The organism is Gimesia panareensis, from assembly GCF_007748155.1.
Lineage (GTDB): Bacteria > Planctomycetota > Planctomycetia > Planctomycetales > Planctomycetaceae > Gimesia > Gimesia panareensis.
Genome location: NZ_CP037421.1, coordinates 4,340,013 through 4,356,515 on the forward strand (window position 1 = coordinate 4,340,013; position 16,503 = coordinate 4,356,515).

The following is a 16,503-nucleotide window of genomic DNA, read 5'->3' on the forward strand; positions in this document are numbered from 1 at the left end:
TTTCACTTAAACCTTTACAACAAACAACTTGACAAACAGAGAAGATCGGGGAATCCCCAATGCAAAGACAGCCACTACGATCCTTGTCTTGACTTTCTGAGACGGGTAATGGCAAGAGAAAACAAAGCTATTACACTAGCTTTCAGGGTATTAAAGGTACTTAATGTAGCAATTTGAATAGATTATTCAATGGATACGCTACCTGGATTATAAAAACCGGCCTGAATCGAGTCGGAGAGGCAGCATGCCCTGACACACCCTGAAACACTAAACATAAGAACCCCACCATCCCCAGAAAACAATTCAACCCTAAACTGTTTCCTCATCAGGAATTACCTCACGGACCACAATTTCATTCCCCTGAATCTGGGCAATTTCAATCTGGGTACCAGGCTGAATAAAAGGCCCTTCACTGATCACATCCAGCCAGACACCTTCGATTTCGACCCTTCCGGCCGGCCGTAAAACGGAGGTTGTGACCCCCTGCATGCCCACTTTGAGCTCCAGGCCACTTCGTTTTAAGCTGCCCTGATCACCGAGTAATTCCGGGTCCAGCCGGATCTCATGAGAAGCAGATCGCTGATCGTCTCCCGGAGGCGACAGAATAAAGGAACTCATCAACCTCGATTCGGGCAAAAACCGGTTCAGAATCAGTGCCAGAACAATCACCGTAACCAGTGAGGCGCTCATGGTGCCGACCGTGTTGGTCATGTTCGAGAAATCAGAACCGGGACGCAGCGTATTGAAGTCGCCGAAGGTCTGGCTGGCAAGGATGATCGAAGCGAAGACCAGCAGCCCCCCTGATACACCAAATATACCAAACCCGGGGATGACGAAGATTTCCATGAGGATGCATCCCAGCCCGAGGATAAACAGCATGACTTCCAGATAGCCGGCCGTCCCGCCGAGGAATTTACTCCAGAAAAACAGTCCAAAACAGACTGCTGAGATTATGCCGAATAACCCGGTCGTCGTGGAGAGCTCCAGGTAGATACATAATGCGCCGACCATAAACAGCAGGAAGGTGACGGGAGCAGAATTGAGCCTGAATACGAGCGTATCTACCCAGGTGCGTCCTACCGCGTTCAGTTTGACATCGGCGGGAATCCCCAGGCGCTGTTTCAGTTCATCCAGATCGCGAACAGGAGGTTCGGCAAGTTTCAGTTGATGGGCCCGGACGCCATTGACGGTCAGCAGGTTCCCTTTCTTCGATTCGGGTACGGCAGGGCCTTTGATCCATTCTCCATTGGACTGGTGGATCTCGGAGTCGGTCATGAACCAGATCTGGCCGGTTTTACTGTTGGTAACTTCATAGACCGGCAGATCTTTATCCATCATCGCTTCACAGATCGCCGGAGGTCGGCCTTTCTTTTCTGCCAGATCGGCGATGCTCACCCGAAGCGGGCTCAGGATTTTTTCCGGCACAAATTCGAACTGACCATTTTGGTTCTGGTGCATCACACCGGCATCGCCGATCTGGCCATCCGGTTTCAGAAAGATTTCATCACATCCCAGTGCAATAATCGCGGCACTGCTCATGGCATGATCGGGAATATAAGCCACCGTGCGCACCTTGCTGGCTTCGAGATCCGCAATCCGGTTTGCCAGATTGGTGCCTGACATCAGGAAACCTCCGGGTGAATCGATCTCAAAGACCAGCATGTTGGCCCCGGAATTGACAGCGCGATTGATCTGCCGCTCGATGAATGTTTCCAGGATGGGCGAAACCATGCCATCAACCTTGATCAGCATCACTTTGGGAGCTTCCCCGGCAGTGGGATCTTCCCGCAGTTTTTCGCGCGGAATTCCATAGAGTTCCGCCAGATCGCCCCGGGAGTGGGCCAGTTGCTGCACGAGCACATCCAGGGCGCGGGCCTTACTGCCCGAAAAGACGCCCAGGGAGCCGACCTCCTTAATCGTTTCCACATCGGTGATCACGGCCTGATTGTTCTGCAGACGCTTGAGCTCTTCGGGAGTGACGACCCGCGATTCAACCTGTTTGTTTTTGCCTTCCCCCTGCTGAAGCTTGATCTTCAGGACCGCCTGCTGCGGATCCATCATGCCCAGTGCCAGCGCCCGGCTGAGTTTGGGATTGTGTCGCTTTTCCACGATCGAAAGCACAAACTGCTGCTCATCCCGATCCAGGGCTTTCCCGTAGCCAATGTCTCCCAGTTCCGCATCCGGATGCATCACGATTTCGTCACAGGCCAGCGCCAGGACCACGTTATTGCCGATGACCGTTTCGGGGACCCAGGCAATAGTTTTCAAACTGGATAATTTGGAAGAGGCCAGAAATTTAGCCAGTCCCTGCACCTGGTGAAACGGGCTGGAGCCAGGTGTGATTTTCAGGATCAGATAGCCGGTCTCTCCCGCCTGGGAAGCCTCGTTCTGTAGGGAGAGTGCGGAATTCGTCACTCGCCCGTAGGTGACTTCACCAACCGGACTTTCGATTGTGATGAATTGGGCAGGCGTTGCAGGGGGGCCGTCCCCCTGGTCCTGATTTGGCTGAGCCGCGGCCGGCTTCCCGGATTTCCGGCCCTGATCGGCAGGGTCAGCCTGGAGCACAGAACTCCCGTTGAGCACTAGCAGCCCCAGAATCAAAGCCAGTAACATCTGGTTGACGTGTTTCATTATGTGACTTTCACTATCGTCTGATATGGCAATGCAGAACCCGGGACCGCCGACACATATCGTCTGTTGTCGAAAGCAGTACCAGCAGCAGCCCCTCTACTATAAACAGTTTCGGATCAGGGGGTGTACTCATTTAACGGTATTTTCTCCCGGAGGGATCATTTCACTCACGAAAATTATAGACGATTCGGGGAGTGGAATTAAGATTCTGTTTTTCATTCCTGGCAGATCGGAATAAATCTTCACAAATCGATGCATTTCTCTATAGACAGGATAAGGACACTTCGCGTTCAAAAAATGTTTCCGATCTGAACCTGTAGATCTAAATTATTGGCAGCCCCTCAGATCCCGCCTTGTGAAACCGGAAGATTTTCATAGAAAACAGGTTAAATTTTCTGCGACGCCCCCTTACAATACAGGGACCAATCGTACCAGCACCCCAAAGGGCAGACATGTCATTCTACGGCTATCACCCCATTATCGAAAAGTGGTTTCGTAAACGCTTCGCGGGTCCCACCGAACCGCAGCAGCAGGGCTGGCCCTGCATCAACCGGGGTGAGCACACGCTGATTTCGGCCCCGACCGGCAGTGGTAAGACATTAACGGCCTTCCTCTCCGTGATCGACCGGCTCGTGAAACGTTCGCTGGACGGCGACCTGGACGATGAAACGTCGGTGGTCTATGTCTCCCCTCTGCGGGCACTCTCCAACGACATGCACCGCAATCTGACGGAGCCGCTGGAAGAAATCTCACAGCTGCTCGAAGAGGAAGGCTACCTGTTCACGCCGATTCGCATCGGGCTGCGTACCGGCGACACCTCTTCGTCACAACGTTCCGCGCTAGTCAGAAGACCGCCGCATATTCTGGTGACGACTCCCGAATCGCTGTACCTGATGCTGACCGGCACTAAAAGCCGGGAGACGCTGAAGACAGTCGAAACCGTGATCGTCGATGAGATCCACGCCCTGCTCCGCGATAAACGGGGTTCCCACTGGTCGTTGACCCTGGAACGACTGGAAGCGCTGGTCGAACATCCTCTGCAGCGGATCGGTCTGTCGGCGACACAGAAACCTCTGGAACGGGTCGCACAATACCTGGTCGGCAACCGACCTGAAATCAACATCACCAGCGAGGCGCCACCTGCGACGGAAAACGCCTGCCCGGAGCAGACCTGCCGGATTGTAAATATTGGTCACTCCCGCACACTGGATGTGGCGATCTCGGTGCCTCCTTCGGAGCTGAGCGCGATCTGCACCCACGAGCAATGGGCCGAAGTGCTCGAACAGATCGTCGCGCTGATTGAATCGCATCACAGCACGCTGATCTTCGTCAACACGCGTCGCCTGGCAGAGCGGATCACTCACCAGCTGACCGAACGGCTGGGAGAAGAGGTCGTTGGCAGTCATCATGGATCGCTGTCTGCCAAGATCCGTCACCGGACCGAACAGAAGCTGAAAACCGGGGAACTGAAAGCGGTCATCGCGACGGCTTCACTGGAGCTCGGAATCGACGTGGGTTACATCGACCTGGTGGTGCAGATCGGTTCGCCACGGGGGATCGCGACGTTCCTGCAGCGGATCGGCCGCTCTGGGCACTCGCTGGGACTGGTTCCCAAGGGACGGATCTTCGCGCTCTCCCGAGATGAGCTGATGGAGAGTATGGCCCTGGTGCGTTCGATCAAGAAAGGGATTCTGGACACGGTCCGCATGCCCGAAGCACCAATCGATATTCTGGCGCAGCAGATCGTCGCGGAAGTTTCCAGTCAGGAGTGGAGTACCGATGAACTGTTTGAGGCGGTGACCCGTTCCTATTCCTACCGAGGACTGAAACGAACCGACTTCGACAGCACAGTCCAGTTTCTCAGCGAAGGCATCAGCAGTACTTCGGGCCGGAGCCGCGTCTACCTGCACCATGACCAGGTACAGAAACGGGTCCGCAGCCGCAAGAATGCCCGGCTCGTCTCCACGATGAATGGGGGGGCGATTCCGGAAATCGCCTCGTACCGCGTCGTCACCGAAGACGATCAGACGGTGGTCGGTTCGGTGGATGAAGACTTCGCCGTCGAAAGCATGGCCGGGGATATCTTCCTCTTGGGAAACACATCCTGGCAGGTGCGTTACGTACGCGGTGGGGATGTGACCGTGGTAGATGCTAACGGGGCACCGCCTTCGATCCCCTTCTGGTTTGGCGAAGCACCGGGACGTTCGCTCGAGCTGTCGACCGAGATCTCCCATCTGCGGGAAGAGCTGGAACGGCAGATAGAAAACCCCGAGCAGGCGATTTTCTGGCTGACCACCGAATGTAATGTCGATGAATGGGCGGCGAAACAGACGGTGGAATATCTGCAGGCCCAGAAAGCGGCGTTGGGCATGGTCCCCACTCAGAAACGGATTGTCTTCGAGCGGTTCTTTGATGAATCGGGGGGGATGCAACTGGTGATCCACGCCCCGTTTGGGGGAGACATCAACCGTGCCTGGGGTTACACGATGCGGAAACGCTTCTGTCGATCCTATAACTTTGAGCTGCAGGCGACCGCGGACGATAACGGGATTATTCTCTCGCTCGGTCCGCAGCACAGCTTCCCGCTGGAGAGCCTGTTCTCGATGCTCAATACCAGTAATGTGCAGCAGCTGTCCGAACAGGCGATCCTGGATCACCCGATGTTCCATGTGCGCTGGCGGTGGAATGTGACGCGGGCGCTGCTCGTCTCCCGGATGCAGAACGGAAAAAAAGTGCCGCCCCCGCTGCAACGATTTCGAGCAGAAGATCTGCTGACAGCGGTCTTTCCCCGACTGACCGGTTGCCCGGAAAACGAGATCGGCGAGATCGTGCGTCCCGATCACATCCTGGTCGACCAGACGCTGTACGACTGCCTCAACGAGCAGCTCGACATCGATGGACTCAAACAGGTGCTGCTGGAAATCGAACAGGGTGAGATCAAACTGATTCCCCGCGATACCCGGGAACCGTCCCCTTTCTGTTACGAGCTGCTCAATTCCAGTCCCTATACGTTTCTGGACGGAGGTGAAGCACAGGAGCGACGGGCCCGCGCCGTGGCGACGCGGCATACACTGTCGGTCGAAAGCGTAGAAGACCTGGGGCGGCTCTCACCCGAAGCGATCGCACAGGTCTGCCAGGAAGCGCAGCCGCTGGTCCGCAATGCAGACGAATTTCACGACGTCCTGCTGGGACGGATTCATCTCCCCCTCAATCAATGTCCGGACTGGGCAGACTGGTACCAGGAACTGGAAGCGACGGGCCGGGCAACCACTTTGAAACGATCGGAAGCAGACGCGATTCCGAGCTGGGTAGCGACCGAACGACTACCCGCAGCGCTGGCCGCGTTTCCGGATTCCACGCATGCACCGGCGGTCGAAGTTCCCGCGGGTGTGCAGCAGGAGTGGGAGTCGACCGAGGCCCGCACTGCCATCATCCGCGGTCTGCTGGATACCTGCGGCCCGCTAACGGTCGCGGAAATCGCGGATCTGGCGGGTATGACAGAATCGCAGTCTGAGGCGGCCCTGTATGCCCTGGAGGGAGAAGGGTCTGCGATGCAGGGTTATTTCCGCGTGAAGGATCCGAACTGGGATCAGAGCGAGGAAGGCGAGCAAGAGCAGACAAAGGCTGATAAATCAACGGCTGACGTCCCTCCCAAAGAATGGTGTCACCGTCGGCTGTTGGCGCGAATTCACCGACTGACACTGCAGGGGCTGCGGGCGCAGGTGCAGCCGGTCGATGCGAGCGTGTTCATTCGATATCTCACACATCACCACGGCCTGGCGGGCGGCGAAAAACGGACCGGCACGAACGGACTGTTCGAGGTGCTGTCGATGCTGCAGGGGATCGACATTCCGGCGATCTGCTGGGAACGGGACATCCTGACGGCACGACTGTCGAACTACCAGAGCGGTCAACTGGACGAACTCTGTTTCACCGGCGAGATCGGCTGGGGACGGTTGTATCCTCCGAAGCGGAGCCCGGATCAGGGTAAGCCGATGACCGGCATCACCCGCAACGCCCCGGTCTCTTTCTTTTTGCGGGAAGACATTCCCTGGTTGACCTGTTTCAATCCGGTGCAGCCGGAAAGTGACGCTGAGGAATCCTGCCTGAGCAGTCCCGCACAGGAAGTGCAGGAACTGTTGACACAGCGCGGTGCCCTGTTTGCCACCGACCTGATGACGGCGACCGAGTCGCTCCCTTCGCAGATCGCCGACTCACTGGGCGAACTGATCGCCCGCGGTCTGGTGACCTCCGACAGTTTTTCCGGTATGCGTCAATTTACCCAGGACCGGACCACACAGAAGCGGCGTTCCTCGCGCAAATCACGAATTGGACTGGTCCGCAAACGTTCGACTCCGAACAACACCGGTCGCTGGTCAATCTGGCGCCGCGACAATGCAGAACCCGTGGAAGAACGGGGACTGCAACATTACGAGAACGTCGAACAGTGGGCGTGGCAGTTGCTCCGGCGGTGGGGTGTCGTGTTTCGCGACCTGTTGATCAGAGAACCGGGCGCTCCACGCTGGTTTGAACTGCTGCAGATCTATCGTCGCCTGGAAGCCCGCGGTGAAATCCGGGGAGGCCGGTTTGTGACGGGAGTCGCCGGCGAACAGTTTGCGATGTCCGGGACGATTCAGGAGCTGCGAAAACTGCGTGACGAACCGGGCGGCGATGAGCTGACGATTGTCTCGGCTGCCGACCCCTTGAATCTGGTTGGCATTCTGACCCGGGATGCCCGGGTACCCAGCACCGCCCACAATCGACTGGCCTACTGGAATGGGAATCTGATCGCTTATTCGAAAAGCGAAGAACTGTTCCTGGTAACCAAAGTAAATGACAAACTGAAACGGGAACTGGTCCTGGGCTTTGGGCTGCCCCTGCCGGCGGATTCCGAGCTGAACGACTCCCCTGCCGGGGACGATGTGGATTCCACTGCGGATATGCAGACGGTGGAATCAGCAGACACAGAATCCTCAGGCAGCCAGACACCAGAAAGAAAATCTCCCCGCCCTTCTTTTCTCTAAGCAACGGAAACGAACCGGCGGATCTCAATATGGAAGTACGCATGCGTAAAATCGGTTTCATCATCCATCCTGTTCTGTTTTGCCTGATCACGGGGCTGCTTCTACCAGCAGTGGTCACCGCTCCCGCAGCGTGCGCTGCTGAGAAAGCGGAGGAAGCTTCCATTGAAGACCTGCTCAAAACAGCGTACGAACACAAACAGCATGGCCGCTACGAGGAGGCCCGCGAGGTCTATGCGGTCGTCGAGCAAAAACTTGAACAGGAATCCCCGAAAAACAGCGATGCCCAGTGGAAGCTGATCAAGGGATTGATGCAGATCGACCTGGAGACCGGAGATACCAAAGCCGCGTTTCATCGGCTCGAAAGCGGGCTGAAACAGGATGCCCAGCGACCGGAACTGCAGGCCTGGGCCGCTCAGATGTATTACGAAGCGGGCCAGTATCCGGAAGCGAAAAAACATGTTGCCAGTGCACTGGCCCTCGATGGGGACCAGCCCCGCGCTCATCTGATCCAGGCCCATCTGCTGACGGAGGCGGGGAAAATTGACGAGGCTAACGAAGCCTACCGCTGGTTTGTCCGTTATTACAACCGGGCGCAGCCGGAAGATGCCGAAACGCTGCTGGTGATTGCGGAAGGCGCGACACAGTACGCGCGCTGGAACAGTGTCTCCCAGATCTTTAATTTTGTGGTCAACACGCTCTGCCCGGATGCGTTCAAAGCCGATCCGCTGGCCTGGGAGGCTTCGTACCTGAGCGGTTTGATTCTGCAGGAGAAGTACAACCGCCCGCAGTCCGGCGAAGAATTTCAGGCAGCGCTGAAAACGAATTCCCAGGCCGCCCCGGTTTATGTCGCCTTGGCGCGGACAGCGCTGGAAATTCGCGAGTTTGATCAGAGCAGCGAACTGCTGGAACGGGCCCTGAAGATCAACCCGCGGCTGCTGGAAGGGCTGCTGCTGAAATGCGATCTGGAAATCATCAATGGGCAATACAAAGATGCTTTGAAGACGGTCGCTGCTGCTGAAAAAATCAATGCCCGCAGTCAACTGGTCCTCGCACGCAAAGCTGCCTGCTTTCTGCTGCTGGACGGAGTGCCTGGCCCTGAAGATCTGAAACCATATTTCGACGAATCTGAAACGGATGAGAAGACGGCTGAAAACAAGTCCCGCTTTTCTCAACTGTTGACAAAACTGCTTGCGCAAAACCCGAAGCCGGGCTACTTCCTGTTTGAAGTGGGTAACCTGCTGGAGGCCAAACGGCAGTTCGCCTTTGCCGAGTTCGCCTACCTGAAAACAAAAGAGCTGATGCCCCAGTTGTCCGGGCCACTGACGTCGCTGGGCATGCTGTATATGGCGATGGGACGCACCGATCTGGCCCAACAGACGCTGAATGAAGCGTTCTCTGCCGACCCGTATCATGTCCGGGTGAGTAACATGCGAAAGGTACTCGGCGTGCTCGAATCGTACGGTTCCATCGTCACGGACCATTTTGTCATCCGATACGATTCGAAAGCCGATTACATCCTCGGTCAGTACATGGCGGATTACCTGGAAGAGATCTACCCGGAAATGGTAAAGCAGTTTGGTTACCAGCCACCAGGCAAGACGCAGTTTGAGATCTACCACGATGCGAAAGGGCTGTCGGCGCATCAGTGGTTCAGCGCGCGGATGATCGGCCTGCCCTGGATCCAGACGATCGGTGCTTCTACCGGCGCGGTGGTTGCGCTCACATCACCGACGGCGATGAAAGAACCGTACAACTGGGCCAGCGTGTTGAAACACGAACTGGTGCACGTATTCACGTTACAGCAGACGAAGTACAAAATTCCGCACTGGTTTACCGAAGCACTGGCAGTCCGCAGCGAAGGAGCTGCCCGACCTCAGCGATTCAATCAGCTGCTTGTGGAACGGGTACCGAAAAATGAGATTTATGGGCTGGATGAGCTGGACGGCGTCTTTGTCCGTCCCAAGTCGTCCGCTAACTGGGATTTCGCATATTGCCAGAGTCTGCTCTGCGCCGACTTCATGGTGGCTGAGTTCGGCGACGATGCCCTGAAAAAGCTGCTATTGTCCTATCAGAAGCAGGCCTCCACTGCGACTGCGATTCAGGAATGCTTCGGGATATCACAGGAGGAATTCGAAAAACGATATCATGCGTACCTGCACAAAATCGCGGACTATCTGAAGGGCTATCCCCAGGAAGAATCAGCGCTGGACTTCCGCGAACTCCAGAAACAGTACGAGGCGAATCAGGACGACCCGGATCTCGCAGGCCGCTACGCTTACCGTCTGCTCCGCCTGCGAAAAAAAGCAGATGCCCGCAAAATTGCCCAGGGTGTATTAAAAATGAAACCCGCGCAGGCTCAGGCAGCCTTGACAATCGCTCAACTGGAGCTGCTGTCCGAGGATCTGGATTCCGCGCTCGCAGTCCTGCAGGCTCCTCTCAAGTCCAAGACGCCAGATGTCGAAGTGCTGAGCCTCGCCGGTAAGCTTCTGTTGAAGCAGAGCGAGTTTGACAAAGCGCTGCCCGTCTATCAAAAGGGGCACGCCACGTATCCCTACCAGACCGAATGGCTGCAGGGTCTGTCGATTATTTACCAGCAGGAGAAAAATCTCAAAGCGATGCAGGAGACGCACCTGAAACTGGTGCACCTGGATCCCGCCGATGAAGAGAGCATGAAACTGCTGATGGAGGGCTACCGGAAACAGGGAAAACTCGCCGAGGCACTCCGCTGGGGAGAAGCTGCTCTGCAGGTGGATGTGCTGGATCCGGAGACGCATCTGGCGCTGGCACAAATCGCCCTCAAGCTGGACCGGAAGAAGCTTGCTATCCGTGAACTCAAGATGCTGCTGCACCTGCAGGAAGACAACGCCGACCTGCGGTATCTGCTCGCACAGACGCTGCTGGAAGATGGTCAACCAGAAGCAGCCCGCACCGAACTCGAGCTGTTATTAAAACAGAACCCAGATCATGCAGATGCCCGCAAACTGAAACAGAAACTGTAAACAGACGCCGCTCAAGGCCGCTTATCTTTTTAGAATCAATGCCGATAAGGAACCACTGTGACCGACGATCATCCCCCCGCCTCCGAAAGACCAGCGACAGACGAAAACAGGCAGCAAGACGGACTGACTGTTTCCCAGTTTCAGTCGGTGATTCACAAAATGTTTTTCGAGAAAGACCAGTCGCGGGGTCTGGAAGGCACGTTCATGTGGTTCATGGAAGAGGTCGGGGAACTCTCTTCGGCGCTGCGGGAAAACGATGATCCACAGAACCTGGAAGAGGAATTTGCCGATGTGCTGGCCTGGCTGGCGACCATGGCGAATGTGGCGGGCGTGGATCTGGAACGGGCCATCAGCCGAAAATATGTGCAGGGATGTCCCCGGTGCAATCAGGCCGTGTGTACTTGTGATCTCTCCTGGAAGCCCTAAAACGTAAAAAACGTAAATGTGAATATCGTCAGGATTTGGGGCATAAACATTGACACTGCTTTATATCTGAATTTAGACTGGAAGCATGCGGGGAAGTTACGGCTTCTTTCTCCTTTCAGCAATATTCTCTCATCTCAGATTGCTATCGCATCAATATGGATCATCATTGCGCCGATATCAGACGGATTACAGCATTTCACCAGGTCAGACGGACCTGTGTGTGGAGCCTGATTGCCGTCATTTCCCTGGGTGTTTTCGCCGACCGCGTTTCTGCGCAGCCTCCCCAGGCCGAAATTGATGCTGCCATCAAACGGGGCGTCGCCTTCCTGAAAAAGAAGGAAAACTATGGCCGTTCGGGGATGAATGCTTTCGTCGCCTATACGCTGCTCAAAACGGGAGAATCTCCCGATTCCCCCTATCTGCAGAACTGTCTGAAAAACATCATGGCAGATCACAGTCAGAAGAACGACAAAGGGGAAACCGTTTACCAACCGGGGGGAGATTACAACTATACTGCCGGCGTGCAGCTGATGGTGTTCGAAGCAATCAGCCCTGAAAAATATCATGATGAGATTCGCACAACGGTCAATTTTCTGATCAGTACCCAGCAGCCGGGGGGCAGCTGGTATTACCCTCAGAACGAAGCCAACAATGGTGATACCAGTATTACCCAATATGCAATCCTGGGACTCTGGGCAGCCGAACGGGCCGGCGTGCTGGTACCGACGCGGGTCTGGGATAATGCGGCCCGCTGGCACCTCAACACACAGCTGCAGAATGGTGCGTTCGGTTATCATCCGGGAGCGCAATCGGAAAGTGGCCCCAAGCATACGATGGCGGTAGCAGGCACCGGCAGCATGTACGTCATCGCCCGTCAGCTCTATCCCGATGGACAGCCTCGGACCGCGCCCGTTTCGGGCGACGGGAAACCGACAAAAAAGAAGTTTGGTTTTCTCGAAAAAGTGAACCTGACAGAGAAAGAGAAAACGGAAGAGGAAAAGAACCTGATCACGAAGCCCACGATCGCTCTGTCCGCCATTCAAGGCAGTAAAACCAGGGGGGCGAACTGGGTCGTGAATAATTACAACTACCGCAATCCGACCGGCTGGCCCAATTATTATCTGTATGGAATCGAGCGTCTGGCTGCCCTGGCCGATGCTAAGAAACTGGGACCGCACGACTGGTACGCTGACGGAGCACGGCATTTACTGATGATGCAGCTGGAGGATGGGAGCTGGAAAGGATCAGGCAACATCGACGCAGCGACCTGCCTGGCGATCATTTTCCTGGCGAAAGCAACCGGCAAAACAATCAACCGGCACTATGAACCGGAACCGGTCGGATCCGGACTGCTGGCTGGCGGACGGGGGCTGCCCAAGAATCTGTCTGAAGTCCAGATGCGCAACGGAAAAGTCGAAAATAAAAAACTGTCCGGAGATCTCAGTGAACTGCTGGCCCAACTCGAAGATCCTGCGAACGCGGACCTGGACTCGACGCAGGAGACCCTGGTGGAAACCATTACCCTGGGGAACCGGGAAGATCTGATCAAGCAGAAAGACCGGGTGCTTAAGCTGATTGATGCCCGTTCTCCGGATGTGCGGCGGACCGCAGTCTGGGCGCTGGCACGAACTAATGATTTTCGTATGGCTCCGTACCTGATCCGGGCTCTGAAAGACCCTGACCTGGGTGTGCGGATTGAAGCCCGCAATGGCTTATGCACGCTCAGCCGGAAAATTCGGGGTCTGGGCATGCCCGAAGATCCCCTGGCTGATGTGCCCGCTGACCTGACGAAAGAAGAACGCGTTATCCTGGCCGATCAGTGGGCCGATGAAGCCACCCGTCGCTGGCAGAAATGGTACAACAGCGTGAAACCCTTTGATGAAAAGTTCAACCTCTACGAAGTTCTCAATCAACTCCCCAAATCAAAATCCAAGTAGTCATAATCCAAGTAATCGTCCCCAACTCATATATCACAGTCACAGGATAGATTAACACGATGGCCCAGAGCACATCACAAACTGATCATCGCAAATCGCCGGTCATGCGGGTCACCCAGTATGACCAGGTGAGCTCGTCGCTGATTGCAGTCGTGCTGGCCCTGATCATTGCAGTTCTCTGGCTGTCGGTCGTCTGGTTTACCAATCGTCTCCCGCAGACGGAAAATGACGTCGCACTGGAAATGGTGGACCTGGCAGGGGGTGCGGAAGACGGTTCACCCGATGAAGAACTGCTGGTGGAATCCCCGGAAGATCCCGTCGATGATCCTTCGCAGATCGACACCCCCACTGAAGAAAACCAGGTCGAGGAAATGCTCGACAGTGTTGTGGAGCTCTCCGACAAAGCCACCCAGCAGGTGCAGCAGCAAATGCAGACCGACCTGACCAATTCCGGAAAAGTCGGCAGTGCCGCCGGCACGGGGAAACGGGCCCTGGGTTTCGGACCCGGTAAAAAAGGACTTCCCCGGGAACAGCGGTGGTTCATCAAGTTTTCCGATCGGGGGTCGCTGATCGACTATGCCCGGCAGCTGGACTACTTCAAAATTGAACTCGGCGCGTTAATGCGGAATGGCAAGATGATTTACCTGTCGAAGGTCTCTTCCGACAAGCCGGTCAGTCGAACGGCTTCGTCAGGCGAAGATGAGAAGCGGCTGTATATGACCTGGCAGGGAGGTCAGCGGCGGACCAGCGATCTGAGTCTGTTCAAGAAAGCGGGCTACGATGTGACCGGTGCCATCCTGTTCCATTTCTATCCCAAAGAAACAGAAAACCGATTATTGCTGATGGAACAAAAATATCGCAATAAAAAGTTCGATGAAATCCGCCGTACCTATTTCACGGTGCGCGGTTCCCGTGGTGGATATGATTTCGAAGTGACACGACAAACCTACTTCCGATAACGAGTGCAAAGCAGGCATCTATGAACTATTCACTAGCTCCGATTTTAAATGCAGCCGGCATCGCCATCTATGTCGCATTGGGACTGACAGCGTTGTACGGCGTCTTCTGTGTCATCCTGTTGGTCCGTCAGATTGCCCAGAAGCGGTTTCTGACCCAGAACGCAGCCAATGAATTTCTGGACCAGGTCCATGAAGATATTGAGAAAAAAGATTACGAAGCGGTCGTCAATCTCTGCGATTCGCCTCCTTACTGGAGCAAAGCAGTACCGCAGCTGATCCTGGTCGCCATGGCCAACATGGAACGACCCGCCAAAAAGCTCAGGCAGTTGCTCGCTGAAAAATTCGAACGCGACATTCTGGCCGATCTGGAATACCGCATGTCGTGGATCAGTACGATTGTGAAAAGTGCTCCCATGCTCGGGCTGCTGGGAACGGTGATCGGGATGATCAACGCTTTCGACAAAATCGGCAACATGCAGGAATCAGGAGGCGATCCGAGTCAGCTGGCCGGTGAAATCAGTTTCGCGCTGTTCACAACGGCCGCGGGACTGGCAGTCGCGATTCCGCTGGTGATGGCAGGCGCGTTGATTCATGTGCGCATCGGCAAACTGCAGGACTCGGTTCAGGAACACACCGGGGATTTTCTGGATATCCTGGAAGCTTCACGCAAGTCCTGAATTGTTAAGGTGACGCGAGCATGGCACGCAAAAAGACACTATTCAACTCAGATGATGACGGCTGGAAGAAGCGTCCTGCCTCCGGTGGCGGCGACGATCTGGATATCACTCCCATGATCGACGTGACGTTTCTGCTGCTGATCTTCTTCATGGTCACTTCGACCATGCAGGCGACTCCGGATTCCGATGTGCCCGTTGCCCGACATGGGGTGGGCGTGGATACCCGGGGCTCGACGATTGTACTGGTGCACAATGACGGTAACGGATTGAACGGCCAGAGTGTGGTGGAACTCAAGGAAGCAGGCGGAGCTACGGAGGTCACGCTGGATGAACTGACCGCACGTGTCCGCGAACGCGTCCAGGGAGGCGTGATGGATGTGATCATCAAAGCAGACCGGAATGTGCCGCACGGTTTCGTTCAGGAAGTCACCCGGGCAGTCACGGAGGTCGACGGAGTCAAGTTTTACATTGGAATAGAAGAAAAGAAAGAGAAGTGAACCTGCACAGGGGGAGCGATTCCGCCTGCTGCCTTGTTGAGACTGTTATTGTATTATGCCGATCAAGTTTTACTGTAAACACTGTGGCCAGAGATTGAGCGTGGCCAGCAAGAAAGCCGGGAAGAAAGTTGCCTGCCCGGCCTGCCAGGGTCGCATTACGATCCCTACAGAAAGTGAAGCCCGGCGCACAGAAAAAACAGCAGAGCCTGAAGAGTCCCCTCCAAAGAAATCTCCTGCCTCGACAAATAAGAAAAAGCCGACCAAAAAAGCCCCCCCTACCGAACCCATGCTGGATGCGGATCAGAACCAGTTCCTCGAAGAACTGGACGACCTGGGCCCGCTGGGAGAGAGCTGGGACGAACTCCTGGATGGGGACTGGGAATCTGCCGTGGCAGAGGAGAGCGATCGCCCGGCAGCCGAGGAGCCTCCCCCTGCCCCTGAATCGACACCCGAACGGAAACAGAAACCGGAACCGGAACCAGTTTCCGAAAAAGCCTCTCCAAAGCCAAAGCCGGAACCGAAGCCGGCGGAAACGAAACCAGAGCCAAAGCCAGAAGTGGAAACGAAGCTGGAACCGGAACCGGCACTGGTTTCTGAACCGGAACCTGAGCCTGAACCGGCAGAAGAACCTGCACCGCCCGTGGAAGCGTCCACTGTAACGCCATCCGAACCCGAGTCCGAACTGGAAACCGAAGAGGCAGCAGCGTTCCTGGAGGACCTGGATGCAGAATCTTTACTGGAAGAAATTGAAGAGTCGCCCGAACCGGCTTTGGAGTCGAAACAGGAGGAAGTTCCTCCCTCTGAAGAAGCAGCCGAACTGACACCACCCCCAACACCCGTCCCGGCACCGCGGTTCGTATTTGAAGAGGAAGAAGAGGATGAAGACGACGAGGACGAAGGTTTTTCCATCCGCTCGGCCGAATCGGAATTCGAAGAGATGGACCTGACTCCCATGGTGGATGTGACGTTCCTGCTGCTGATTTTCTTTATGATCACGGCTTCATTCAGTTTACAGAAAAGCATCGAAGTGCCGCCCCCCAATCCGGATGAAGACGGCGTTTCGCAGTCGCTGCAGACACTGGATGATTTTCGTGAAGAATCCATTATCGTCGAGATCGACAGCAATAACGGCATCTATGTAGATGACACAAAGCTGTCCAGCCCCTCAGAAATCGTCCAGGCCATCCTGGACCGACGTGATGAGGGAGGCAAACCGAAATCCGAATTAGTACTAAGTGCCCACAAAGCGGCGCGACACGAAACGGTGGTCGCTGTCGTCGATGCCGCCAATGAGGTCGGCATGCAGAAGATCAGACTAGCATCATACAAAGGTCCCGATGACTGACGGAATTC

General features: G+C 55.5%; 9 protein-coding genes. 8 read left to right on the plus strand and 1 reads right to left on the minus strand.

All coding sequences use genetic code 11. The features are described 5' to 3' along the window. Positions 1-309 precede the first annotated feature (309 nt). Positions 310-2,631 (minus strand): NfeD family protein, encoded by a 2,322-nt coding sequence (locus Enr10x_RS16040; RefSeq protein WP_145450662.1) that lies wholly within the window; start codon positions 2,629-2,631, stop codon positions 310-312. A gap of 452 nt (positions 2,632-3,083) precedes the next feature. Here Enr10x_RS16040 and Enr10x_RS16045 point away from each other — a divergent pair, with 452 nt between their 5' ends. The 8 genes from Enr10x_RS16045 to Enr10x_RS16080 all read left to right on the plus strand — a co-directional run bounded on the left by Enr10x_RS16045 (position 3,084) and on the right by Enr10x_RS16080 (position 16,495). After that, complete coding sequence (locus tag Enr10x_RS16045; RefSeq protein WP_145450663.1) at positions 3,084-7,655, plus strand: DEAD/DEAH box helicase; 4,572 nt, start codon at positions 3,084-3,086, stop codon at positions 7,653-7,655. Between the two features lie 41 nt (positions 7,656-7,696). Further along, a complete protein-coding gene (locus Enr10x_RS16050; protein WP_197997241.1) occupies positions 7,697-10,654 on the plus strand; it encodes a tetratricopeptide repeat protein in 2,958 nt (985 codons plus the stop codon). A gap of 159 nt (positions 10,655-10,813) precedes the next feature. Next, positions 10,814-11,080, plus strand: a complete 267-nt coding sequence (locus tag Enr10x_RS16055; protein WP_145116334.1) for a MazG nucleotide pyrophosphohydrolase domain-containing protein — start codon at positions 10,814-10,816, stop codon at positions 11,078-11,080. Between the two features lie 155 nt (positions 11,081-11,235). Then, positions 11,236-13,017 (plus strand): HEAT repeat domain-containing protein, encoded by a 1,782-nt coding sequence (locus Enr10x_RS16060; protein WP_145450665.1) that lies wholly within the window; start codon positions 11,236-11,238, stop codon positions 13,015-13,017. A 59-nt stretch (positions 13,018-13,076) separates the two neighbouring features. Beyond that, positions 13,077-13,976 (plus strand): hypothetical protein, encoded by a 900-nt coding sequence (locus tag Enr10x_RS16065; RefSeq protein WP_145450666.1) that lies wholly within the window; start codon positions 13,077-13,079, stop codon positions 13,974-13,976. Between the two features lie 20 nt (positions 13,977-13,996). Then, positions 13,997-14,653: a MotA/TolQ/ExbB proton channel family protein gene (locus Enr10x_RS16070; protein WP_145450667.1), complete on the plus strand. Its 657-nt coding sequence runs from the start codon at positions 13,997-13,999 to the stop codon at positions 14,651-14,653. Between the two features lie 20 nt (positions 14,654-14,673). Continuing rightward, complete coding sequence (locus Enr10x_RS16075; RefSeq protein WP_145109814.1) at positions 14,674-15,150, plus strand: ExbD/TolR family protein; 477 nt, start codon at positions 14,674-14,676, stop codon at positions 15,148-15,150. Positions 15,151-15,250: 100 nt separating this feature from the next. Continuing rightward, positions 15,251-16,495: a biopolymer transporter ExbD gene (locus tag Enr10x_RS16080; RefSeq protein WP_145450668.1), complete on the plus strand. Its 1,245-nt coding sequence runs from the start codon at positions 15,251-15,253 to the stop codon at positions 16,493-16,495. Positions 16,496-16,503: the final 8 nt, after the last annotated feature.